Below are 25,485 nucleotides of genomic sequence, written 5' to 3'. Positions count from 1 at the left end.
AACTTTCATTGTAGACTATATTATATATTAAAATCATTGTTTTTACAACATATTTTGAATAATGGTATATTATGTGTTTCATTTTTACATAAAATATTTATTTATTATTTCATCATTGATGATTTATTTAAATATTTTCATGAAAATATGAATTAAAAAATGAACCCTTAAAGCTTTTTTACTTAACTTTTAAGAGTTCATTTTTTCTAATTTTTTGCTAATTGTTATTTACACTAATATTTTTATATCAAGAATTACTTAATTGAATTTAAAAGAAAATCTATCTTTTCTTTTGGTATAAAACCAACTTCTCTCTTTACTTCTACTCCGTCTTTAAAGAAAATAACTGTTGGTACAGTGTTTACTGAAAATTCTTGAGCTAACTCCATACTTTGATCAATATCAACCTTTGCAAAATAAGCATCATCTTTCTTTTCTTCTGCAATTTCTGCAAAAACTGGACCTAGCATATTACAAGGGCCACACCATGTTGCGAAAAAGTCTACAACTGCCAATCCCTTTCCTTCTTTAACATTTTTGATAAAATCTTGTCCATTAATTACGTTTGCCATTTTAAAACCTCCATATCATAGTTGTTTAATTATTTATTTATATTAAATTACTACCATAAAAAAAAACTTTTAAACATGTTTATTTTTATAATATAATTTATATAAGCTTTGCTATCTAATATTTTTCACTATTTTCCCCCTTGGAATGTCTATTATAAACTTAGTGCCTTTTCCTAATTTAGAGACCACTCTTATATTACCATTAATAGTGCCTGCAATCATTTTAGCAATTGAAAGCCCTATTCCCGAACCTTCAATTGAAGATGCTCTTGCAGTGTCACTTCTGAAAAATCTTTCAAAAATATGCTTTTGATCGCTTTGTGATATACCTATTCCAGTATCAGATACAGATATTTGAACTCTATTTCTACCTTTTTCTACCGCTTCAATATCTATAGATTCATTTTCCTTTGTATATTTAAATGCATTGTCAACCAATATTCTTATCAAATGTTCTAGCTTACTTTTATCAATATTCACAAATTTATTTTTCATTTTAGTTTTATATGAAAATTTTTTATTTTGGTATTCAGCTATTTCTATATAACTTTCAAATATATCCGAAAACAAGGCTTCTATATCAACATTTTCATTGTTTATTTTTACTATTGATTCCTCTTTGGTTAGAGATAACAGTTCAGATATCATTTTTTTAATTTGTCTGGTTTCTCTCATAGCTACTGCTACTGTTTCTGCCTCGTCTTCTATAGTTGAGTTAGGATTTCTAAGTAGAGACTCTAGCTTTGACTGTATTATTGAAACAGGAGTCCTAAGTTCATGTGAAGCATCTTGTACAAAGTTAACTTGATTATTCCATGATATTTCAATTGGTTTAAGCGCTTTTTTAGAAATATATTTTGCAATTATATAAGCTAATAAAAGAGATAAAAATCCAGTTAATATCAATAGAACTAGCATATGGCTAAGGCTTTCCTTTTCAGAATCAATATTTCTCATTATAGAAACAGTATAATTTCCTTTTTTTATTTTCGCTGTTCGAAAATTGTATCCATTATATATCTCATAATAAAAACCTGTTCTCTTGCTGTTATTTTTTGGCACGTTTTGATCAAAATATCTATTCCTTGTATAATATCTAATCGAATCTCCCTCATAAATATATACAATGTCTTGCGGATTTTGTAGTATTATAGGATTTAAAAAAGAGTCCTTATTAAATTGATTACTGATAAAGTGATATTCTTCATATAATGCTCTGTCCATATTTACTACTATACTAGTTTTAAAGTAACTGTATATAAATACACTCATCAATATCATAAAAAGCTCAACTACTAACGTTATGGTAAAAATAAGTTTTTTTCTTGTCTTTATAAAAACATTATTGTTTATCATCTAAGATATAACCAACCTTTCGTTTTGTTTTTATATATTTGTCATAGCCGTATTTAGACAATTTTTTTCTTAAATTACTTACATATACCTCTACTATTTCTATAGTAGCATCTGAGTCTATTCCCCATATTCTATCATATATCTGTTCTTTTAAAAGTATAGAACCTTTATTTAAAACAAAATATTCTAAAAGCTTAAACTGTTTATTTTGCAACTCTAACTCTTCTCCGTTGATATAAACAGTATTTTTATCTGATTCAATTCTCAAATCTTTAAATTCCAAATATTTATTATCTTTTATTTTTCCCTTTGTTCTAAGTATTGCAAATACTCTTGCGACTAGTTCATCCATGTAAAAGGGTTTTGTTAGATAATCATTTGCTCCTAAAGTAAATGCTTCCACCTTATCATCTAGTGCCTCTTTTGCCGTTAATATTAGTATAGGTGTATCTACACCAGCTTTTCTGGCTTCTTTTAAAATAGTAATTCCATCCATATTAGGCAACATTAAATCCAATATAGTCAAGTCATATATCCCCTGTGATAGCATATATAACCCTTCTTCTCCATCTGTACATGTTTCTATTTCGAAATTTTTCGATAATTCTTTTTTCATATCTTCTTGCAAAGTTTTATTGTCTTCAACTATCAGTATTTTCATAAATTCCCTCCGTATCCAGCCACTCAAAGTTATCTAATCGAGGAATTATCATAACTTCTCATAGTAACAAATCTTTATATATAAATATATCATATTTTTTCATTTATTGCACTTACTTAAATAGTATACTTAAAATGCTAAATTTAAACTTTACTGATATTAGACAAAAAAATATGCCTCAATATAATCCTTATCAATAGATAGAATTTATATTGAGGCATGTTTATATCTATTTAAAAATGAATACCTTCTTTTTCTAATTGTTTTTCAAATTCTAAATCATCTACATCAGTTCTTTTTCCAATAATCCTTATACCTATCGCAATTGACAATAGTGCCAATGGTAGAGCAAAGTAAATTGGCAATCCAAGCCCCACAGGTATATATCCAAACAAAATCGTAATTACTGCGGTAAAAATTGCATAAGGCATCTGTGTCTTAACATGGGCCATCAAGTCACATCCAGACCCCATTGACGAAAGTATTGTTGTATCAGATATAGGTGAACAATGATCGCCAAATACAGCACCTGATAAGACAGCTGAAGTTGAAGCTACAACATATCCAGTATCTGGTGATATTGAGTATGCAAGTGGTATAGCAAGTGGCATTAATATTCCCATAGTTCCATAAGCTGTACCAGTAGAGAAAGAAATTATAGCACCAAGAATAAATATAATACTAGGAAGTAAAAATTTAGGTATTGCACTTGATAAGTACTTAATCAAAAAGCTTGCTGTCCCTACTTCTTTTATTACGGCACTAAGAGACCAAGCTAATATTAGTATTACTCCCGTAATCATTAACGTCTTCATACCATCTATCCAGACTTCAATTGATTCCGATATAGTATATATCTTTCTTATTTTCGCCATTAAAATTGCTACAATAGATGCAAATAATGCTGATTGGAATAAAGCAACTGAGGCATCTGATGCTGAAAAACATTCTCTAATAGCGTCAAAAGAAAATGGCTGAGATTTTAGTAAATTTATAAGTTCTGACTTATCTCCACCCATTATAGTTGAGTATCCACTGTAATAAAATGCAACTAATGCGCTAACTATCAAAACTCCTATAGGAATTATTGCATTCCATACACATAGCTCCACTCCTTCTTTCGGTGCCATATCATCTAATTCTTCAATACCTTGATCTAGCTCACTTGTTATATTTTCTTTCCTTCTTGCTATATATTCAGCTTTTCTCATAGGACCAAACTCTCTCATCATAATTGTACTTATAACAATAAATGCTAATATCAATATATTATAAAATCTAAAAGGAATTGTTTTTAAAAATACCCCAAATGCATCCATTTCAACGCCAATACTATTGAATGCATTATGTATTAAACCAACTTCTAATCCAATCCATGTCGATATAATTGCAAGCCCTGCTATCGGAGCTGCGGTTGCATCTATTACAAACGAAAGCCTCTCTCTAGATATATTCATTTTATCGAATACGGGTCTCATAATAGGACCTACTATAAGAGAGTTAGCATAATCGTCGAAAAATACTATTAATCCCAGCAACCAAGATATTATTTGTGCACCTTTTGATGAACGAGCTCTTTTTGCTAAAGCTTCAGCTATTGCCTTTGCTCCTCCCATTTTACCTACAAGGTTAATTACTCCACCAATGCATAACACTTGTAAAATAATACCAGCGTTCCAAGGATCTGCCAATGAATGCAATGCTCTTGATATAAAATCTAAAAATGAAAGAACGATTCCTGACAAAATATTTTCACCATTTCCTACCTGAAGTATAAAACATCCCGACATAACACCAAAAAACAGTGAAATAACAACATTTTTAGTTATAAATGCCAATAATATTGCCAAAAGTGGTGGAATAATAGTTATAATACCTAATTTCTGAGAATTTACATTTGCAATTTTATCAATATCTTCAGCAAAAACCGAAGCATTGGTAAGTACAAAAAGCATTAAAGTCATTAAAAATAATTTTACTTTTTTTCTGTTCATAACGAACCTCCTTAATTTATATTGTAATAAATAAAATTTGTGTTTTGACAAAATCCGTATATGAAGACAAATTTATTTTATAAATAAAATAAAAATGCCCTGGAAGGGTTCCAGGGCATAAAATATCGTACTCACATTTTATTTTGATAGCCCAACACAAGTAACCCTGTGACAGTGATATGCATATTATACATACCCCCAGCACCACAACCCTAAGGCAAGCGTTGTGTACTTCGGCAAATAATCCTTTCACTGTGAGTGCCTTCTCCATTACTCAGCTACTGATATTATTTGCGCCTCTACCTTTATTTAATTACTTCATTAAGTATAATATAAAATGTGAAATTTCTCAAGCTATTTATAAAAATATTTAATTTTTGTTTGTTAATCTAAGTTTAATTTGTTATTTAATATATATATTGTTCCCCAAATAAATGTACATCCTTGAATAATTTGTAGCGCTGATTGTTTTAATAGTTCTACATTAAATATGTTTATATATTCTGGTATGTTCTTCTCATTAAATTCTGAAGGGAACATATCATATGTACCGATTGTTTTTACCGAAATATATGAGATTATAAATTGAACAGCAAAAAATATAATTATTGCATATAGATTACTGTGTTTTTTTAATCTACCAATTTGTGCAATTGACAATGATAAATATATAGTTGCTATAAATGCAAACAATTCTGTAATTGTAGCAAGTATAGTGTTTAAAATACTAGGGATTAGACTCAAATTATATGTTTCGACCCATGAACTTATCGATACTAGTGTTTTTATTATATTCGATTTATCATCTAAAGTTATGTATATCATTACTGATACAGAAAGTACAAATATAATTATTGTAATTATATAAAATAAAATCATAGTCGTCATTTTTGACATTACTATTTTAAATGAGCTTGCTGGTATAGTAAACATTAAATAACCTTCATCCCCAAGTAGAGATTTTTTAAATCTATTAATAGTCAGTATTAAAAAAGCAATAAATATAGCAATTATAGAAAAAGGAAGAGCTATAGCACCTATTACACTTAAATTATCTATTTTTAATGAAACCAAAAATATTGATAATATCATAATTGCATATATTGGTATAAAAGTTTGTAGTACTGATTTTATTTCATATTTCATCAAATTTTTTAGCATTTGAATTCCTCCCTAAATATAGCATCTATTGACTTTGAATATCTTTGTCTTAATACATCTGTATCTTCATGAATTACAATTTTGCCATCATTAAGAAAAATAACTTCATCGCATATTGTTTCTATATCATTTATCAAATGTGTTACAATCATAAGAGTGCTACTCTCAGGAAGATTCGTTAATATTGACTTCATTATATATGATCTAGCAGCTGGATCAACACCCGCGATTGGTTCATCTAGTATATATAATTCGGCTTCTCTTGACATAACTAACACCAGCTGAACCTTTTCCTTCGTTCCTTTAGATAGAGTCTTTAATTTAGAATTTAAATCGATATTCATATCATAAAACATTTTTATCGCTTTTCCTCTTTTGAAGTCTTCATAAAAATCATCAAAAAAATCTATTATATCTTTTACTTTCATCCAGTCATTCAAGTACGTTCTTTCTGGTAGATAAGATATTATTTTTTTTGAATTTATGCCAATGTCTTCTCCACCTACTATTATTTTTCCATTATCCAGAGTTGTTAGTCCATTTATGATTTTAACTAAAGTTGATTTTCCAGAAGCATTTGGTCCAAAAAAACCAATAATTTTTCCTTTTCTTGCATTGAAATTTACTCCATTTAAAACCTCTTTTGTTCCGTAGCATTTATGTACATTTTCTACACTTAAAACTACATCTTCATCCATATACAGCTTTTCTTTGTCATTCATGTTATTTTTCTCCTCCCATTGCTTCTTCTATTAATGCAGTGATTTCATCACTTGAATACCCTAAATTTTTTAGTGAGTTAATCAAATTTTCTACCTCATTTATTGCTAAATTCTTTTTAATTTTATAAATCAACTCTATATCTTCAGTAACAAACCGCCCTTTTGTTCTCTTGCTATAAACTAAACCTAAGTTTTCCAATTCACTAAGAGCTCTCTGTATAGTATTCGGATTTACTTCAAACTCTTCAGCCAGCGTTCTTACTGGTTTTAACTGCTGACCTGGTTTATATTTATCCGAAATTATATTAATTTTTATTATTTCGATAATTTGAAGATATATTGGTATATTGTTATCAAATATATAATCCATAATTACTCCCTTCTAAAATATTATTATAAAAAACAAACAGTGTATTATTGTATTAATCGATTAATACAATAATACACTGTTTGTTTTTTATTGTCAATACTTTTAACATAAAAAGTGTAGTTGGTAAAAATTACCAACCACACTTTTCTTATATTGCATTTATATATATTTTTTTTACATCATCCTTATCTAACTCTACAAATCCTTTTATTGATTTTCCTCTTACAGCTTTTTCTGCCATTTTATCTATATTTTCTGTTCCTATTCCGAGTTCAGTCAGTGTTTGAGGCATACTTAATTCATCTTTGAAGAAATTTCTAGTCTTTTCTATAGCTGAATTTGCAATTTCGTACTTATCTAATGATGAATCAATATTCCATACATTTATTCCGTATTCAACAAATCTATCAACTGTATCATCATTTAAAACATGTTTCATCCAGTGAGGAGTAAGAACAGCCAAACCTTCTCCATGATAAACATCGTAAAATGCACTCAATTCATGTTCCATTGGATGGACAGACCACTTATTTGCCACACCTAAAGAAATAAGTCCATTAATTGCCCAGCTTGATGCCCACATCAAATTTGACCTTGCATCATAGTTATTTGGATTATTATACGCTATAGGTCCATAATGAAAGCAAGTTTTAAGTATTGATTCTGCCATTCTGGCTTGAAGGTATCCTCCTGAAATATTAGTAAAATAATTTTCAAGAGTATGGCTAATTATATCTGCTGTTCCTGATGCTGTTTGCCTTTTCGAAACAGTGTATGTATATGTAGGATCTAATACAGAAGCTTTTGGTATTAGACACTCGCCATAAGTTCCATATTTTTCATTAGTTACTATATTTGATATAACAGCATTTCCGTTCATTTCAGAACCGGTAGCAGATAGAGTTAGAACAGAAAATACAGGTAAAGATACTTTTATCAAATTCCTATCCAATACTAATTCCCAAGGATCTACATCATATTTAACTCCAGCAGCGATTACTTTAGCACAGTCAATAGAGCTTCCTCCTCCAACAGCTAAGACTCCTCCTAAATTGTTTTCTCTACATATTTTTACACCTTCACGAACTGATTCAATTCTAGGGTTTGGATCTATTCCGCTTAGTTCGAAATATTTTATATTATTTTCTTTTAGCTCATTTACAGTATCATTATAAATTCCGTTTTTCTTTATACTGCCTCCTCCATATACTAAAAGTACTCTATCAGTATATTCTAGTATTTCTTTTCCAATATTTTTAATTTGACCTTCTCCAAATAATACTTTTGTTCCTACATTATATTTAAAATTATGCATATTACCCTCCAAAGTTAATGAATTTTTGTTCTATTTTTATACGATTATTATAACACATAAAAAAACAAAAGTATTAGCTGAATAACTAATACTTTTGTTTTACTAATTATCTAATTATAAGCTGAAAAGCCAACATGGTAGCTAATACAGATACTGCATTGTTAATAAAATGCATAATCATAGAAGAATAAATTGAATCACTCTTTTTCATAACTACAGCGAATGCCATTCCTAAAATAGCTGTCGGTATTATTTTAATTAACGCAATATGCATAATCCCAAATAGTATCCCTGATGCCATTATAGCAATATAATCATTTTTATCTAATTTTATAAATGTTTTAGATTTTTTATTTTCGTTTCGATTTTCTTTTTTCTTACTTTTGCTAAATGCAGATAAGATAAAACCTCTAAACAATATCTCCTCACATATAGCTGGAGTAAGTGCAATGACTAATATATTGACTACCATATTATCGCTCATTGCTATTTCAGTAAATTTTTTGCTATATTCTTGACCTCCTGGAATATACTTCATTGTAGCAACTGATACTATCATTACAACAATAAAAGTAACTACCCACATTCCCAATGCATAAAAAACTTTTTTAGCATTTATTTTCTTGAATTTAAACGCTTTTTTTATGTCAAGTTTTATATACCAAGAATATATTAAAACAACTGAAAGCATTAAAATTTGAGAAAGTACAAGACCAACTTGCTTATATTTCGCTTGTAGATATCCTCCAACAAACAATAACAATATCACCTCTATAATATAAATAAGTACACCATCACTTACTGTTGGTTTATCTTTTTTCTTCATATTAGATCTTCTTTCAAGAATTGAAACATTACTTCCTCCTCCAAATAAAATTTCTTCAGAATTAAATATCTTAGAAAGTAAAAGTAGAGAAATTGCCACAAAAATTGCATTAGATATTAAAACTATGGCCATTAGCCCAATATCTGTCTGCATTGAAAAAACATATTTAATTAAAAGAGTTATATTAACGACAGGAAGAAAGGCTGTCTTAGTTGAAAGTTCTAAGTTAGGTAACATACTAGCATATGAAGGTATCATAGTAGCTAGCATCATAGGCGTAAGGTAATTCTGAGCTTCTTTGTAGCTCTTAGCAAATGAACAAATACACATACTAACAGCTGAAATTACCATTGTAAAAAGTAGTACCGCTATAACTGTAATAATTATAGGTATAGCCATAGCTGAAAAATTAAATTGAATTAAACTGGTTGAACTTACAGCCGTAGCAGATGCAACAAGAAAATATAGAGCAAATCCCATCGATAATATATTCAAAACTGCACTTACTATTGCCGTCATAGAAACTGCAAGATATTTTCCAGCAATCAATTCAATATTAGTAATAGGTATAGTAAACAATGTTTCTAAAGTACCTCTTTCTTTTTCTCCTGCTATCATATCAATCGCCGGATATATTGCTCCTGATAATATCACAGTTATTAAGATAAATGGCATCATTCTCCCTATCAAACTACCTGCTTCTTCATCTTTTTCTGCTACAGATTCAGTAACATATTTAATAGGATTCAATACATTATTTGGATTTAATCCTTTTTCTTGAATTTTATCATGACTTAGCTCTTTCTTATATTCTATAAAAATATTTTCTATTCTATTTTTTACCAAAGTTGCTTTAGTATCCGAAGAGTCATAATAAATTTTATAATCTTTTCCACTATTTGAAGTTTTTATATAAACATCCACATTTTTTTCTTTAATGTTCTTTCTAATATAATCGATATTTTCTTTGTCACCTGTATCAACTTTAACATCTATCTTTCCTTCGCTTTGACTTCCTTTAGAAATTGGAGATTTTTTTATAAATTCGGCTATTTCAGTTGGCTTTTCTCCTATTACTTCTACTTTTATAGAAGATTTGCTCATATCATCCATTGCCATCATCATTACTTTAGACCCACCTATCATCAACGCAGGATATAATATTATAGGAAGTATAACCATCATAAATAATGTTTTTTTATCTCTTATTAGTTCTAATAGCTCTTTTTTAAATATCTGATTGACAATATTAAATCTCATTTGATTCACCACCTATATTTGCAAGCTTTATAAATGCATCTCTCATGTTATTTTTCCCAGTCATATTTCTTAATTCTTCTGGAGATCCTTGAGCAATTATTTTTCCTTTATGTATAAATAGTATTCTATCACATAAAGTTTCCGCTTCTTCCATATAATGAGTAGAATATAGTACAGTTTTTCCTCTTTCTCTCTCTCTTTTCATAAAAGATATAATATCCTTGCTACTAATTACATCTAGTCCTAATGTAGGTTCATCAAAAATATATATTTCAGGAGAGTGAACAAGGCATCTTGCAATAGATGTTCTTTGAGTTTGTCCTGTTGAAAGAGCTCCTATTTTATTGTCGATAAATTCTTCCATTTTTAATATATCTATAATTTCTTCAATCGATTTTGTGATATCTTTTTCTTCCATTTCATATAAACTTGCAAATATCTTTAGAAGTTCTCTAGGAGTTAATCTTGCGTATAATTTTGTATTACCTGATAAGTACCCTATCTTAGATTTTAATTTGTTAATATCCTTCAGCGTATTTTCACCATCTAATAATATTTCACCTGACGTAGGTGTTAGTATCCCTCCTATCATTCTCAGTAAAGAAGTTTTTCCAGCACCATTTGGTCCTAATATACCTAATATTTCACCTTTATCTACTTTAAACGATACGTCATCCACTGCATTAAAATCTATTTTTTTAGTTGAAATCTTATTTTTTTTATTTTTCTTTGTTTCTTTTTCTGATTTAACAGACTTACTAAATGTTTTTTTTAAGTTGCAAACTTCAATCAAAAAGTCACCCTCCTTTTGTATGTTTAATCTATCTATTTAGATTCACTACAATATAATAACATATAAAACAATCTATTTGTATAATATCAATTTTATTAATTTTTTTTTATTATTATGCTAAAAAAATAATCATTACATGCAAAAGACCACTCTATAAGTGGTCTTTTGCATATTCATATAATTACTATTCAGTCTAAGTATATATAATTTAAATATTTTTTCTGATTTTATACTAACTGATAAGAAGTTCTTTTCAAAGATAATGAAATTATATTAAATAGAACTATTGATGCTATTGTATTTATTAACATTGAAGGAATTACTACTGCCATAAATAAAGCAGTCAATTCACCAGGTAACCCTACCATTATTGAAGCTGAAAATAAGAAAGTAAATCCACTTACCATTGTTCCTACAACTGTCATAAGTACAATAGCGATTTGATTAGCTTTATCTCCTAGCTTTTTAACAAAAGGTGCTACATAAATCATTTTCATAAATACAAACATAACATTTACTGTAACTAGTTTATCAATTATGTTTGGTACCTGTCCCATTGGAAACTTAGTGGCCATTGCTGTAAATATACCAGTTATTATTGCTGCAACAAGGCACGTTTTGTAGCTATCTCTATTCATTATCATTATACAGAATAACATTACAAGTGATAAATCCGGTGTTATTCCAGCACCAATCGCTGGAAAAATATAATGTAGTATTAGTCCTACTGCAAGTAATATTGCATTTAAAATCATTTTTTTAGTATTGTTGTTTCTCATTTAATTATCCTCCACTTATGTTTTGTTTTTTAATATTCTCTTTGCTATTATTTTTTATATTTCTATTTTCAATACATTTTTTTTCAGTTCATGTCATTATTATCACCTCTTTTAAAATAAAAAAACTCCGCCCTATATTATAGGGCGAAGTATCAATTCGCGTTGCCACCTAATTTATACAACTAAAAAGTCATATATCTCATTTTCAGGAACCATCATTCCCTATCCGCTATAACGTGCAGCCCACGGTGAAGTCTACTCTTAAAAATTTCGATTCACTCCTCAAGGATCCATTCACTCAATACATCATATCAGATTTCCACCATCACTGACTCTCTATAAATCAACATTTAAGTTACTACTTCCTATCTTCGGATTAAGATTTCATTAACTTGTATTTCATATTACATTATTTTTTTGATTTTGTCAACTAAAAATTATAAACTCTTAAAAGGGTTGTTTAATCTTTCTGTTTTTATAATTTCAACACCATTTAATACCGTAGATATAAAGCTAAATATGGAATCAGAAAAAATCTTTTCAGAGCCAAAATGACCACAATCTATAATTGATATGCCAAGTTCTAGAGCATCCATAGCATTATGGTATTTAACATCTCCAGTAATCAAAAGATCTAAATTTTCATGCTTTGCCTTCTCAAAATATTCTGCTCCTGAACCTGTAACCACAGCAAATTTTTTTATTTTTTGGTCTAAATTGCCAACATATCTTAAATTTTCAATAGATAAGTTATTTTTTATTATTTCAATTATTTCAGTTACTTCAACAAAATCTACTAGTTCTGCAACTCTACCCAATCCATATACTGATCCTCCATGATATTCATCATCGCTTCCTATTTTATCGAACACATTTCCACTTTCAGCACCTATCTTTTCCATAAAGTAATCATTCAATCCATCAAAGGCTATATCGTAATTTGTATGCATGCAATAAACTGATATATTGTTCTTTATTAAATTATATATTAAATTACCTTTTATATCACTTTTTTCTATTCTGTTTATCTTACTAAATAACATAGGGTGATGGGATATAATTAAATCTACTTTTTTCTCTATAGCTTCATTTACTACTTCATTATTTACTTCAAGAGTAACCAATATTTTTTTTATATCTGATTCTTTGTCACCTAGATTTAACCCTGAATTATCCCATTGATATTGTAATTTTTCAGGATATTTTGAATCAATTATTTCTATAATTTCGCTAAGTTTCATCCTATACCTCCAGAGAATCTAAAATTTCTGTAAATCTAGTTTTTTTATTTTTTATATTAATCCTTTTCTCTTCAACGTGTTCTCCTTTTAAATATTCAATTTTTTTTAATATTTTATCACATTCAACTATTTTTCTTTCGATTAATTCAGGCAATAGTTTATCCTTTTTATCTAATAATTTCTTTGGAATTTCATAGTATATTTCATCTATTTGATTATCTTCTTCAGCATCTCTAATATATTGAACTTCTAAAATCTCATATAATCTAAAATCCTCTTTGACTAGATGCTCATCTATAATTTCAAAGTGTGAATCATTGAGATATTCTCTTAATTGTTCGGAACTTTGCATTGGCTGCAAAATCATTTTAGATACAGACTTGCATATATCTATACTATTGTCAATAATCTTAGATATTAAAGCTCCTCCCATACCTGCAATTACTATCTCATCTACCTCACCAACATTTATCACTTCCACGCCATTACCTAATCTAAAATCTACTTTATATTCAAGATTATTTTTTAAAATGACCTTTTTTGCATTTTCAAGAGGACCTTTATTTACATCAGAAATAATAGCCCTCTTAATTATTTCTTTTTCCAATAGGTATACTGGTAAGTAAGCATGATCTGTTCCAATATCTGCAATAATTGCTTCTTTTTCAATAATTGACGCTATTTTTCCTAAACGTTCATCTAATTTCATTTACTATACTCCTATATCTAAAAAGGCATATATTTACTAGTAATAAATATATGCCTTAAAATTAATCTAAATAATCACGTAATTTTTTTGATCTACTAGGATGTCTTAATTTTCTTAAAGCCTTCGCTTCAATCTGTCTTATTCTTTCTCTAGTAACATCAAATTCTTTTCCAACTTCTTCCAAAGTACGAGCTCTTCCGTCTTCAAGTCCAAATCTTAGCTTCAAAACTTTCTGTTCTCTTTCATTTAAAGTTCCAAGTACCTCTTCAATTTGTTCCTTTAATAACGAATAAGCTGCTGCTTCAGCCGGTGCCGGAGCATCTTCATCAGGAATAAAATCTCCTAAATGACTATCCTCTTCCTCTCCAATAGGAGTTTCAAGTGAAACAGGATCCTGTGCTATCTTCATTATTTCTCTTACTTTTTCTTCAGATAGGTTCATTTCTTCGGCAATTTCTTCTGGCTTAGGATCTCTTCCTAGCTGCTGTAATAATTGTCTAGATACTCTAATTAACTTATTTATAGTTTCAACCATATGAACTGGTATTCTTATAGTTCTTGCTTGATCGGCAATAGCTCTAGTGATTGCCTGTCTGATCCACCATGTTGCATACGTAGAAAACTTATAACCCTTTTTATAGTCAAATTTTTCTACTGCCTTTATCAGTCCTAGATTTCCCTCTTGTATCAAATCTAAAAATAACATTCCTCTTCCCACATATCTTTTGGCAATACTTACAACAAGACGCAAATTGGCCTCAACAAGCTTTTGTTTTGAAATCTCGTCGCCCTCATCCATCTTCTTTGCAAGTTCAACTTCCTCATGAGGCTTTAGCAAAGGAATTTTACCAATTTCTTTTAAATACATTTTTACAGGATCATCAATATTTATACCTTTCGGTATTGCAATTTCAGGTGTAGGATTTCCATCAGATGATTCATCTTTTTCTTTTTCCGATTCTTCATCAATTGATTTAATATCTAGGTCATCAGGTTCAGTTAAGTCTATAGTTGCTTTTTTTTCTTTTCCATCAACCACTTCTATTCCAAGATTACCTAAAGTTTCATAAAGGTTTTCTGCTACTTCTTTATTCATTTCACTATCTTGAAAAGCCTCCATGATATCCATAATAGTAACTGTGCCTTCTTTTTTCCCTTTTTCAAACAACTTTTTCTGAGCTAATTTATTCATTGCTGCTTTATCTTGTTTCTCCGCCATAACTAACCTCCTTCCTAGAATAATTTCAATTTTTTGTTTTCTGATACTATTTCTAAAGCTATTTTCATAATCTCCAAATCTACCTCTTCAGCCTCCTGGCTAGCACTTTCAATTGTTTTTCTTCTATCTTCTAATATTTTTTGCCTTTTAGACAATTTATTAATTTTCTCTTTAGTACTTATTTTAGCAAAATGGACTATCATTTTCTCCAACTCTAATATATCATTTAAGTCTATCTCTGATAAATTTATTTTATCTAATTTCTTTAAATAATCAGGTTCAATTGTTACACTACTTTCGCCGTCAATGTTAATAATGCCCTCATTTTGACTATTTGAAACTATCGAGTATATTTTTTTGCTATTTTCATTAATAAATTCTTCAACTCCAATTTTTAATGGAATTATATCTCTTGCTTTCTTGTTAATCAGCATTGCCTTAATTAAATTCATCTCTACAAATACATTCCCATCTTCAATTTCTTTCATTTTTTTTATAGATGGTGTTTTATTCACATGTTGGGTAATATTTTTTTTCTTTTTAAATCCAGTACTACCACTATTACCTCTAAGTTCAGACAATATTATTTCCTTATTTGTTTTTGTTATCCCAGAAAGATAACTAATATAAAATTCAGTTTCAATAGGGCTATTTATACTTTTAAGAATTTTAACTGCTTCTTTAAGAAAAAGCATTTTTTCTTTTCCATCATTTATATTGTATCCCTTTAGCAAAACATCTATTTTAAATTTATTTGAATCCGATGCATTATCTATTGAATTTAAAAAATAACCAACTCCTTTTGAACGTATAAATTCATCTGGATCTTTACTATTTTCTAAATCTATAACCTTAGGTGTTACTAACTGCTTTTCTAATATTCCAATAGCCCTCAAAGTGGCATTTATTCCAGCACTATCAGAATCGTATGATAAAATCACTGTATCGGCAAATTTTTTAATCAATGTTACCTGCGCATCGGTTAAAGCAGTTCCTAAAGTAGCCACTACATTTTTTATCCCAAACTGATAAAGAGATATAAGATCCATATAACCTTCTACCAAAATTAAAGTCTTTTGATTCCCTATATGCTTTCTAGCAAAATTCAAACCATACAGATTATACCTTTTATTAAATAATTCAGTATCCGGAGAATTTAAGTATTTAGGAAGAGAGTCATCTAATACTCTACCTCCAAATCCAATTACATTTCCCTTATAGTTAAATATAGGAAACATAACTCTATTTCTGAATTTATCATAGTAATTAGTCATACTTTTATTTTGACTTATCAAACCACAATCGTACAAATCCTCAATTGAGTAATTTTTAGATATCAAATGACGCTTTAGTAAATCCCAGCTGTCATAAGCATACCCTAATCCAAAAGTTTTTATTGTCTTTTCGTCCAAACCTCTTCTAATTAGATATCTGTAACCATCATTATCTTTTTTCATTAAATTAAAATAAAAAAATCTTGCAGCCTCTACATGTATTTCCAGAAATTTCTTTTCTCTTTCAAGCTTATTTTTTGTATCTTCATCAATGTTATCATTAATTTCTATACCGCTTCTCTTTGCAAGAAATTTGACGGAATCTATAAAGTCAAGATTTTCTATTTTCATTATGAAAGAAATAACATCTCCCCCTTCTCCGCAACCAAAACATTTATATATTTGTTTTGATGCATTTACATGGAAAGAAGGGGTCTTTTCTCTATGAAAAGGGCAGAGTCCTTTGTAGTTTGATCCAGAAGGTTTAAGCTGTATATAATTAGAAATTATATCTTCTATATTATTTCTAATTTTAATTTCTTCTAAAACGTTTTTTAAATCATCCATGGTATCACCTTTAACTATTATTGCTAAAACTACATTATCGCATTATTTTTATATTTTGTCAACAATACACCGTTCTCTAAACTAATTCGACAAAATGTACCAATATCCTTCTTTCATAATAATTTTTATTAAATTTTTAGACTAACTTATCAAAAATATCTTCAAAACTCTTGTTAAAAATAGATGGTTTATCATATTTCCATGTTCCAGTATAAACTGGTTCACCATTTAAATAAAATGTTCCAGTTCCATGTTTTTGACCTTGCTGAAATTCACCTTCATAGCTTTTATTTTTATTCCAAATATACCTTCCATTACCATGGATCTGTCCCTTTTTCCATTCTCCATCGTAAACTAGTTCGCCTTTTGAATTAAAACATGATCCCATTCCGTCCATACGGCTATCTTTAAAGTCTCCTATGTAAATATATCCATCTTCCCAAGTGTACATTCCTATACCTTCTTTTTTACCATCTAACCAGTTACCAAGGTACTCATCACCGTTGTTGTACTTCATTCTTCCTATGCCGTTACTTTTATTGTTTTTAAAATTACCAATATATTCGTTTCCATTTGAAAAAGTAAAGGATCCCTTACCTTCTCTAACTCCATTTACAAAGTTCCCAATATACTCTGTGTTTATTGCACCCTCATCTTCCTCATCTTCAGGCGAAAAAATGTATGACCCAATTCCTATCATTTTACCATCTAGAAGTCTTCCAATATACATGTCACCATTTGTGAATCTATATATTTGAACCATATCATTTTCTCTTGCTTCGTCCACCTTGTCTTCATCGCTATCTTCTAAAAAATTTAGCACATCTGCAAGGTTTTCATTTTTTGAAATTTCTTCTTTTTGTGATTCAATATATTCTTCTTTTTCTTTTGTTATTTCTTTTAGTTTTTCTATTTTCTCAGAAGATTCTCCCTTTAATTGGGTTTCTAATTCTAATACTTCTCTCTCAGATGCAAAAATACCTTTTTTTAGAGCGTTATTTTTTTTTAATTTGAACATTTTCAAGTTTTTCTTTATATCGTCAATTTCATTAAAATAGCTATTGTACAGTTCTACATAGTTTTTTGACAAGCTCAAATTAACTCCCCTCCATTCATTATCAGATTTTATAAATTTATTTTAATTTATAGTTTTAACATAATTATACGCAATACTATTATTATATTATATTTCTCTATTTTTTTAAACCAAAAACTGTATTTAAAATTTTACAGTTTGTTTTTTACAGATCTTTTGACTTAAATCCACGACCTTTTACTTCAGTAATTTCATGAATAGATATAAACGCACCTGGATCTTGATTAAAGGCTATTTCTTTTATTTTTGGAATTTCATTTGAAGAAGCAATGGTGTAAATTATTTTTTTCTCTTCTCCTGTGTATGCTCCTTCAGCATGTATAAAAGTTACTCCTCTTACGAGTTCTTTCATAATATCTTCAGCAATATCTTCTGGTTTATCAGATATTATTATCAAAGATTTTTGATAATTCATTGCATCTTTTATAAATCCAAGAGCTATTGAACCTACATAAAAACCTATTAATGTGTACAGTCCTAAGCTTAAACCAAATAAGGCACTACCCAAAAGAACTACAACTATGTTTGAAGCAAAATTAGTATCTTTAATATCTATATTTTTCTTTATTTTTAATATTGCGGCTATTATATCTGTTCCACCAGTTGAAGCTCTAGCTCTAAATACTATTCCTACTCCTAGTCCATTTAAAAATCCACCTACAATAGTTTGGATAAATATGTCATCTTTTATAGGAATTATCGAACCAACTTCCTGCGTCAAACCTAATATAATAGAATATATTACCATGTTAATCAAACTTACTATACAAAATTCTCTTTTTAAAAACATGAAACCTAGTACAAATATTGGAATATTTAACAAAAATGTCATCAAACCTACGTTCATTCCTGTAATGTAGTTTATTGTTGTTGCAAATCCAGTAATACCACCACTTAAAAGATGTGCCTGTCTTAAAAAACCATTTACACCTATTGCAGATATAACTAGACCTAAAATAATCATACCTATTCTCAAAATTGGATACTCGCCTACTCTATCCTTGACTTGACTCATTGTTACCTCCAAATTAATGTAATTTAAAACTTACTCAATAAATTTTTTTAGTATACTTAATATTATATCAGAATTTCACATTTATTCACTAGATATTAACTCTATAATATAATTTGTTTTATCACAGTAAAATAAAAAACAAAAAAAGCTCAGAAAATCTAAGCTTTTTTAATAATAATTTCAAATTATTGCTTTGCTACAGTCGATGTTCCAGTTTGAACATTTGTTGCTGGAGCTTGTGTTGCAGGTTTTTTTACTCCAGTTGTAGCCGGTTTAGCCACTGGTTTAGCCACTGGTTTTGCCGGAGCGGCCCCCACTCTTACTATTCCTACCTGTGATGGATAACTACTAGTTGCAACTTTTTCAGTTTTAGTAGTTTTTCCTGAACCGTCCTTGTAAATTCTATATGTTATAACACCATATCCCGGTCTAGAATATTTTTCAATAACCTTTTTCCCAGCTGGTAAACTAGCATCTTTTATAACCTTACTTCCACCACCATATGAACTTGTCATTTGAGTCGTTATATCTATATTTTGTTTGTCTTCTTTTGATCCGTATATTTGGGATACTATTTTATTTCCAGTCGAGTAATTCTTTATATATACTGCATTTTTATAAGGATTTTTAAATTTAAAATCCTGTCCAGATTTGCCGTCAGTAATAGTTGCATCTCTTCCCAATTTTACATAATCTGAAGGTATTGAATGATTTCTTCTAGTTGTTATTTCCATTCCTGAAAGCAACGCTGTGTTAAATATTGTAGAAGATGTCTGGCAAACTCCTCCACCTACTCCCATTACAAGCTTTCCACTTTCTATAACAGGCGCATATTTATATCCATTTGCAATTGACTTGTCTCCCGTTAATGCATTGAATGAAAATTCTTCACCTGGCTTTAATATAACACCGCTTGTATCAAGAGCAGATTTCACAATATTATAATCTCTTCCAGGCATTCCACCAAATCCAGTTGAAAAGGAAGCCAACATAGTATCAATTCCTTTTAAATCGTCTTTCTTCAATTTTGCTTCTTTCAAATCAACTACTAAATTAATATTAAATTTGTCTTTTTTTAAATTTTTATCAATATTGTCAAGTGATGATTTTATATTTAGGCTCTTTCCAGCTTCATCTGCTATGATGACTGTTTTTTCGTTTTTGAATTCTAATGTTGCATCTTTAACAGGACTATCAAAATCCTTTTTTATATTCTCTAACTTACTCTTTAATTTTACTTTATCGTAAGTCATAGATAGAGGGACTGTGCTTTTACTACCAAAATCTGCTTTTAATGTAATAATCATATTTGAAAAAAATCCCTTACTTTTGTTGAATTTTAATGCATCCTCAGCAGTTTTATTAAAATCAATATCTAAGTTAATATCATCTCTAGATACATCCCATTTTTTACCTTTATAAGAAAGTATCATATTCTTTAACTTTTCGTTTGATTTCAATTTATTTAAAGCTTCAGATTTTGTCATTTTTCCAACGTCAACACCTGCTACTATAACATTTTTTGCAATTTTATCAGAATTCACCTGATAACCTAAATAAGCAGTACCTACTACTAATACTCCTACAAGTATTCCTACAGAAATAAAAATTTTTTTATTCCCTTTTAACAGTTCCATTCTTTTCTCCTTCTAAAAATAAAAATATCAGAACGGTTCAACAAATTCAAACTCCTTCTGATTACTATAATTATGTAACACAAATACTATAGTTATTAGTCCACTAAACCTTAAAATATTTTTTAAAATCAAATAATAACTCTATTTAACTATTCTTATGTATTATATCACAAGGATGTAATTTTTATCAATATTACGTATAAAAAAATAGAATCAAAATAATTACAAAAATATAGGTTGCGTTTTCTTAACTATATGATATAATAGAATTACAAAGCGAAAAGGAGATCTATTATGAATAAAGATTTATTTATCTCAAGGATGAAGGAATCATTAAAAGACAGTAGTATGAGCCAATATTCTCTATCAATGTTGACTGGTATTAATAAAGGATCAATTAGTTCGTATATGTCCGGTAAATATTTACCAAAACAAGATAAAATAATAAAATTTGCAGAAGTTTTAAACGTGAATCCAGAGTGGCTGATGTGTCATTCTGATAATAAATTTATAGATGTATATGATCCTAACTCCCCAAATCTAAATCAAAATACGTATAGATATATTGATAATTCGGTGTCGGCAGGGGTCCCTGACAATATAGATGGCTATGACTTTGCCGATCAAATAGAAATTCCAAATTTATTTTTGGGTAAATATGCAAACAGAAAAGATATTCTCATAATGAAAGTTAATGGTGATAGTATGAATAAAGTTATTCCTGATAAATCCTTTATAGCTATCATTACAGAAATCAATATGCACTCTATAAGAGATGGAGATATAGTGGTTTTTAGCGATGAATACAATTATAGTGTTAAGAAATTTTTTAATAATAAAAAAGAAAAAAAATACATCTTTGTGCCAGAAAGCTATGATTCTTCTTTCAGAGAAATTACATTCGACTATGATAATACTGATAATCTTAAAATTATAGGAAAAGTTATAATGTTTTGTTCAAAATTTTAATATATCAAAACTTTGAACAAAAATAAAAGAGCACAGTTAACTGTGCTCGAAAATTCAATATATATTTTATTTAAATATTAAGATATTTTTTTATTGTTTTTCCTTCTACTTCTTCTAGCTTTTTCTAGACGCTCTCTTTCTAGCTTCATGATAAGTCTCTTGTTCATTGGAGCAAACAATTTATTACTATTGTATACGCAAATAAGCGTTGTTAAAGCTAAATCGAAGATCGCAAATAACATAAAATAAAAACCTACAGATACCAATACACCTGCAAAAAGGTTTATTATTATCATTGTTAAGCATGCACCAAATGAAAGGATAGAGGAAAATACGAAGTATCTCAATACACGATTCAGAAAACTAATTATTCTTATTTTCAAATCTTTCAATATTTCTCACTCCCCCGTCAAATTTATTTGCAACAACTCATACTCCGACCTCAATTGTCGCTATATGAATATAATAACAAATTATGACACTTTTAGCAAATGTATTTTTGATATTTATGACATTTTTTTAATATTTTTGATACCTTTTTCTATAAAAGAGATTCTTTTGCTAACTTATCTGCAATATCATTATACTTATCACCACTATGAGCTTTGACTTTTACAAAATTAATATTTATTTTTTTCTTAGCTTCATTACAAAACTGATTATATTTTTTTGTTCCATCTTTGTTTCTTTTCCATTCTCCTGTACACCATTTTTCTATACCATTGTAGTCAAAATGAATATTTAAATTTTTATATCCATTTTCAATAGAGTATTTCATAGCCAGCATAGCTGCATCAATTTCTCCAGCTACATTCCTCATAGATACATAATCATCGCTCTCATTAGATCCTTTTTGGGAAATTTCTTTTATGACTTCTCCATTTTTTAGTATCACAACGCCCGAACCATAAGTTTTATTTAAAGAATCAAAACTTCCATCTACATATGCGTCAATAGTGTCAATAGTTGAAGTCTTTTCATCTATATGTTGATTTTTTTCATTATTATCAATTTTCATAAAATCTTTATTGTCCATTTTTTCTAATATTTTTACATCTTCATCTGCTTTTTTTACTATCTTTGTATCTTTATCTATTTTTTCTTCTTCATCTATAAGTTCCTTGGCACTATTTTTACCAATTAAGTAATCAATCGCTAAATATGGATTTTCAAATGATTTGTATTCGGCATTTTTATACCCTATTACCATTTTTTTGCAGTCTTCCCATGTCAAATAAATTCCTTTAACGCTTCCATTTTTAACTGCATAGTACTTTTTTTTGCTCATTATTATCACCTTAATTTTTCTTATTATTTCTTGTTTTTCCAAGTTGTATTATTAAAAAATTCTTTTAAATATTTTTTGAATAACATTATTAAATCTCTGAAAAAATATTGTTTTGCTAAAAAATTTTTATTGTTCACATCTATATGTTTTTTTGTTTCCTTCTCAAATCTTCTAGTGTTTTTTATTCTATTATATTCATATATAGCATCCTCTTCATGAGTTTCAATATCTTTTTTCATTTTATTAGCTATTAAATAAGATGCTAAAGCAATTATAATTACAATTGCAATTTTTATAGGACTTCTTATAAATCCAGATATATCACTTCCCACATAGCTAATTAAAAACATCATAAAAAATTTTCCAAAAATCATAGAAGTTATAAATTCTTTATAATTAACACCACACATAGCAGATGCAATTGTAACTAAAAAACTTGGCATAACAGGTATAGCATAAAAAACAAAAAGAGCTTTAAATTCTGTCTTTTTCATTTTAATCATTACTTCCTCTAGTTTTTCTGTCCTAATTTTTTTAAAAAATCTATGATTCATAAATTTTTTTACAATAAAATAAAGTGAAGCAGTTCCTGCACACGTACCTAGCCAAGAAGCTATAAATCCTACGACAAAACCATTAACAGCAGCGCTAACAGTAGCAATTGCTAGTAAAGGAAGTGCTGGAAAAAAACTTTCTATATATGCGGCAAAAAAACTTAGCACTATCGACAAAATCCAATAGTCTTTTGATAAATATAAAATTTGTTCTATATATTGCATTGCTTGTTGCATTATTTCTTGTACCATCTAATATCATCACCTCATATATGTTGATTCCTTACATAAATATATTAGCATTATACACTTGTTTTCTTATTTTTACCATAACACAACATAAAAAGGCTCTGTTCCCAGAGCCTTTTTATGTTGTGTAATCTACGCCGCACTGTGCGATTTTATTGTATTATTCAATATATTATCCAATATATAATTTGTCACGGTGTTACACATATAAGTAGAATATTTCAAATCATTTTCTTCAAAATTTCCATTTGCCTTGTATTCACCATATAATTTATTAAAAAAATCGTCAACATCATCCAAGTATTGAGTTCTATCATTTATTATTTTAAAGCCTTGAGCAACTTTAGTTAAATCATTTTCATATTTAATATGCTGAACCATACTATGCTTAAATTCCCATCTCTCACTATGAGCTACACAAAAAAAGTCAGCAAGGAAGTGACAAATCACCCCTATTTCTTGAGAAAAAGTCTTTTTTGTATAACACAGTTCAAGTTTATTTAAATCAAATTTTTTCAAGTATTCAATCTTATCTCTTATCATATCATATGATTCATCCATATAATGTTTTTTTAACTTATATTTTGACACAATATCTGGTTTAATATTTCCATATATGAAGTTTTTCTCATCAAGGAAGAAATTCTTGTTGCTTTCTGTAGCATCCAATAACGATTTAGATATAATTATATGTGTTTTCATCATCATATACGCATCACCCACAATTCAAAATAATATTTCATCTATTCTTTTCCTACATACTCTTTAAAACCACTTTAAATATCAAGTAGTTTTTATATAATTCTAGATAAGTTTTTTAATCAAAAATATATCTAGTTATTATAATATTATAACACCATCTTTTAGATATTATACCCTTTTTTTATTATTTCAAATTACTTTATACTGTATTCCTTATCAACTTTATAGTATTTTCCTTGCCAGCTATTCCTTCGTTTTAGTTCATAGTCTATAGCATTTAAAACTTCCCATTTTTTCAAACTCCACATAGGACCTAATAGATCATCTAGCTTTCCATCTCCTGTCAGCCTATGTACTACCATTTCTTGTGGAAGTATTTCTAATTGATCGCATACTATAGTTATGTAATCATCTTTTTCCATTAATTTAAGTTCACCTTTTTTTAATGAATGTGCTAACTGCGTTCCTTCAATAACATGAAGTAGGTGTATTTTTATGCCTTGTACATCCATATCAGAAACTTTCTTTGCCGTTTCCAACATCATATCATGAGTCTCGCCAGGCAATCCATTTATAATGTGAACAACTACATCTATGTCTCTTTTTCTAAGCTCATTAACGCAGTTCTCAAATGAATCAAAACCATGGCCTCTATTAATAATGTCTGAAGTTTTATCATGTATGCTTTGTAGTCCAAGTTCAACCCATAGATTAGTTCGTTCGTTTAATTCAGCCAAATAATCTAATACTTCTTCTTCAATGCAGTCTGGTCTAGTTGAAATAGATAGACCAACTACATCTTCTTGAGATAATATAGTTTCATACTTATCTTTCAAAACTTCAAGTGGTGCATACGTGTTTGTAAATGCCTGAAAATAACCTATGTATTTAGCATTTTGCCATTTTTTTTCCATTGTCGTTTTAATTTCATTAAACTGTTTAACTAAGTCATCACTAGGATTTCCAGCAAAATCTCCAGACCCTTCTTTACTGCAATAACTACATCCTCCATATCCTATAGTTCCATCTATATTAGGACAAGTAAAACCTGCGTTTATTGAAACTTTAAACACCTTACACCCAAATTTTTGTCTTAAATAATAATTCCATGTATGGTATCTCTTATTTTCAATTTTATATTTAAAACCTTCTATCA

Annotated in this window: 24 protein-coding genes, 1 riboswitch and 1 other annotated feature; of the genes, 1 reads left to right on the top strand and 23 read right to left on the bottom strand. The window is 28.6% G+C overall.

Annotated features, from left to right (window positions below; all coding sequences use genetic code 11):
- Positions 1-254: 254 nt before the first annotated feature.
- From trxA to C0982_RS03490, 18 genes are all read right to left on the bottom strand, one after another.
- Positions 255-572 carry a thioredoxin gene (gene trxA, locus C0982_RS03575; protein WP_101772844.1) on the bottom strand — a complete coding sequence of 106 codons (318 nt, stop codon included), beginning with the start codon at positions 570-572 and terminating at the stop codon, positions 255-257.
- Between the two features lie 111 nt (positions 573-683).
- Positions 684-1,928 (bottom strand): sensor histidine kinase, encoded by a 1,245-nt coding sequence (locus C0982_RS03570; protein WP_101772843.1) that lies wholly within the window; start codon positions 1,926-1,928, stop codon positions 684-686.
- Positions 1,915-2,589, bottom strand: a complete 675-nt coding sequence (locus tag C0982_RS03565) for a response regulator transcription factor (protein ID WP_101772842.1) — start codon at positions 2,587-2,589, stop codon at positions 1,915-1,917. The genes C0982_RS03570 and C0982_RS03565 overlap by 14 nt, the downstream gene beginning before the upstream one ends.
- Before the next feature lie 233 nt (positions 2,590-2,822).
- The gene (locus tag C0982_RS03560; RefSeq protein WP_101772841.1) at positions 2,823-4,583 is read right to left on the bottom strand and encodes a Na+/H+ antiporter NhaC family protein; all 1,761 of its coding nucleotides are present in this window, start codon (positions 4,581-4,583) and stop codon (positions 2,823-2,825) included.
- Positions 4,584-4,722: 139 nt separating this feature from the next.
- A riboswitch (Lysine riboswitch) is annotated at positions 4,723-4,893 on the bottom strand.
- Between the two features lie 74 nt (positions 4,894-4,967).
- Complete coding sequence (locus C0982_RS03555; RefSeq protein ID WP_101772840.1) at positions 4,968-5,744, bottom strand: hypothetical protein; 777 nt, start codon at positions 5,742-5,744, stop codon at positions 4,968-4,970.
- The gene (locus tag C0982_RS03550) at positions 5,738-6,466 is read right to left on the bottom strand and encodes an ABC transporter ATP-binding protein (protein ID WP_101772839.1); all 729 of its coding nucleotides are present in this window, start codon (positions 6,464-6,466) and stop codon (positions 5,738-5,740) included. Before C0982_RS03550 ends, C0982_RS03555 begins: the two co-directional genes overlap by 7 nt.
- Position 6,467: 1 nt before the next feature.
- A complete protein-coding gene (locus C0982_RS03545) occupies positions 6,468-6,836 on the bottom strand; it encodes a GntR family transcriptional regulator (protein ID WP_101772838.1) in 369 nt (122 codons plus the stop codon).
- A 148-nt stretch (positions 6,837-6,984) separates the two neighbouring features.
- Entirely contained in the window at positions 6,985-8,151 is a 1,167-nt protein-coding gene (locus C0982_RS03540) for an iron-containing alcohol dehydrogenase (RefSeq protein WP_101772837.1), read from the bottom strand.
- A 106-nt stretch (positions 8,152-8,257) separates the two neighbouring features.
- Positions 8,258-10,237 carry an ABC transporter permease subunit/CPBP intramembrane protease gene (locus C0982_RS03535; RefSeq protein WP_101772836.1) on the bottom strand — a complete coding sequence of 660 codons (1,980 nt, stop codon included), beginning with the start codon at positions 10,235-10,237 and terminating at the stop codon, positions 8,258-8,260.
- Positions 10,227-11,030 carry an ABC transporter ATP-binding protein gene (locus C0982_RS03530; RefSeq protein WP_101772835.1) on the bottom strand — a complete coding sequence of 268 codons (804 nt, stop codon included), beginning with the start codon at positions 11,028-11,030 and terminating at the stop codon, positions 10,227-10,229. Before C0982_RS03530 ends, C0982_RS03535 begins: the two co-directional genes overlap by 11 nt.
- 227 nt (positions 11,031-11,257) lie before the next feature.
- Entirely contained in the window at positions 11,258-11,809 is a 552-nt protein-coding gene (locus C0982_RS03525) for a tryptophan transporter (protein ID WP_101772834.1), read from the bottom strand.
- Positions 11,810-11,946: 137 nt separating this feature from the next.
- Positions 11,947-12,190, bottom strand: a binding site (T-box leader).
- 56 nt (positions 12,191-12,246) lie between these two features.
- Positions 12,247-13,050, bottom strand: coding sequence for a Nif3-like dinuclear metal center hexameric protein (locus C0982_RS03520; protein ID WP_101772833.1), 804 nt, complete (start codon positions 13,048-13,050; stop codon positions 12,247-12,249).
- 1 nt (position 13,051) lies between these two features.
- On the bottom strand, positions 13,052-13,759 hold the full coding sequence (locus tag C0982_RS03515; protein ID WP_101772832.1) for a tRNA (adenine(22)-N(1))-methyltransferase: 708 nt from the start codon (positions 13,757-13,759) through the stop codon (positions 13,052-13,054).
- 61 nt (positions 13,760-13,820) lie between these two features.
- Positions 13,821-14,978 (bottom strand): RNA polymerase sigma factor RpoD, encoded by a 1,158-nt coding sequence (gene rpoD / locus C0982_RS03510; protein ID WP_101772831.1) that lies wholly within the window; start codon positions 14,976-14,978, stop codon positions 13,821-13,823.
- A gap of 14 nt (positions 14,979-14,992) precedes the next feature.
- Complete coding sequence (gene dnaG, locus C0982_RS03505) at positions 14,993-16,819, bottom strand: DNA primase (protein ID WP_101772830.1); 1,827 nt, start codon at positions 16,817-16,819, stop codon at positions 14,993-14,995.
- Positions 16,820-16,955: 136 nt separating this feature from the next.
- A complete protein-coding gene (locus C0982_RS03500; protein WP_101772829.1) occupies positions 16,956-17,915 on the bottom strand; it encodes an MORN repeat-containing protein in 960 nt (319 codons plus the stop codon).
- Between the two features lie 145 nt (positions 17,916-18,060).
- Positions 18,061-18,930, bottom strand: coding sequence for a YitT family protein (locus C0982_RS03495; protein ID WP_101772828.1), 870 nt, complete (start codon positions 18,928-18,930; stop codon positions 18,061-18,063).
- 185 nt (positions 18,931-19,115) lie between these two features.
- Complete coding sequence (locus C0982_RS03490; RefSeq protein ID WP_101772827.1) at positions 19,116-20,567, bottom strand: VanW family protein; 1,452 nt, start codon at positions 20,565-20,567, stop codon at positions 19,116-19,118.
- Positions 20,568-20,861: 294 nt separating this feature from the next.
- Between C0982_RS03490 and C0982_RS03485 the strand changes: the two genes are divergently transcribed.
- Positions 20,862-21,536 carry a LexA family transcriptional regulator gene (locus C0982_RS03485; protein ID WP_101772826.1) on the top strand — a complete coding sequence of 225 codons (675 nt, stop codon included), beginning with the start codon at positions 20,862-20,864 and terminating at the stop codon, positions 21,534-21,536.
- A 77-nt stretch (positions 21,537-21,613) separates the two neighbouring features.
- Here the strand turns inward: C0982_RS03485 and C0982_RS03480 are convergent, their stop codons facing one another.
- The 5 genes from C0982_RS03480 to C0982_RS03460 form a co-directional block, all read right to left on the bottom strand.
- Positions 21,614-21,928: a CobD/CbiB family protein gene (locus C0982_RS03480; protein ID WP_101772825.1), complete on the bottom strand. Its 315-nt coding sequence runs from the start codon at positions 21,926-21,928 to the stop codon at positions 21,614-21,616.
- A gap of 149 nt (positions 21,929-22,077) precedes the next feature.
- Positions 22,078-22,824 carry a ribonuclease H1 domain-containing protein gene (locus C0982_RS03475; protein WP_101772824.1) on the bottom strand — a complete coding sequence of 249 codons (747 nt, stop codon included), beginning with the start codon at positions 22,822-22,824 and terminating at the stop codon, positions 22,078-22,080.
- Between the two features lie 23 nt (positions 22,825-22,847).
- Entirely contained in the window at positions 22,848-23,630 is a 783-nt protein-coding gene (locus tag C0982_RS03470; protein ID WP_242961485.1) for a TVP38/TMEM64 family protein, read from the bottom strand.
- A 129-nt stretch (positions 23,631-23,759) separates the two neighbouring features.
- Complete coding sequence (locus C0982_RS03465) at positions 23,760-24,335, bottom strand: zinc dependent phospholipase C family protein (RefSeq protein ID WP_101772823.1); 576 nt, start codon at positions 24,333-24,335, stop codon at positions 23,760-23,762.
- 188 nt (positions 24,336-24,523) lie between these two features.
- Entirely contained in the window at positions 24,524-25,483 is a 960-nt protein-coding gene (locus C0982_RS03460; protein ID WP_101773216.1) for a TIGR01212 family radical SAM protein, read from the bottom strand.
- Between the last annotated feature and the right edge of the window lie 2 nt (positions 25,484-25,485).

This window comes from Peptostreptococcus faecalis (genome assembly GCF_900240845.1).
GTDB classification, from domain to species: Bacteria; Bacillota; Clostridia; order Peptostreptococcales; family Peptostreptococcaceae; genus Peptostreptococcus; species Peptostreptococcus faecalis.
The sequence above is the reverse complement of the archived record's forward strand: the minus strand, read 5'-3'. Positions and strand labels throughout refer to the sequence as shown.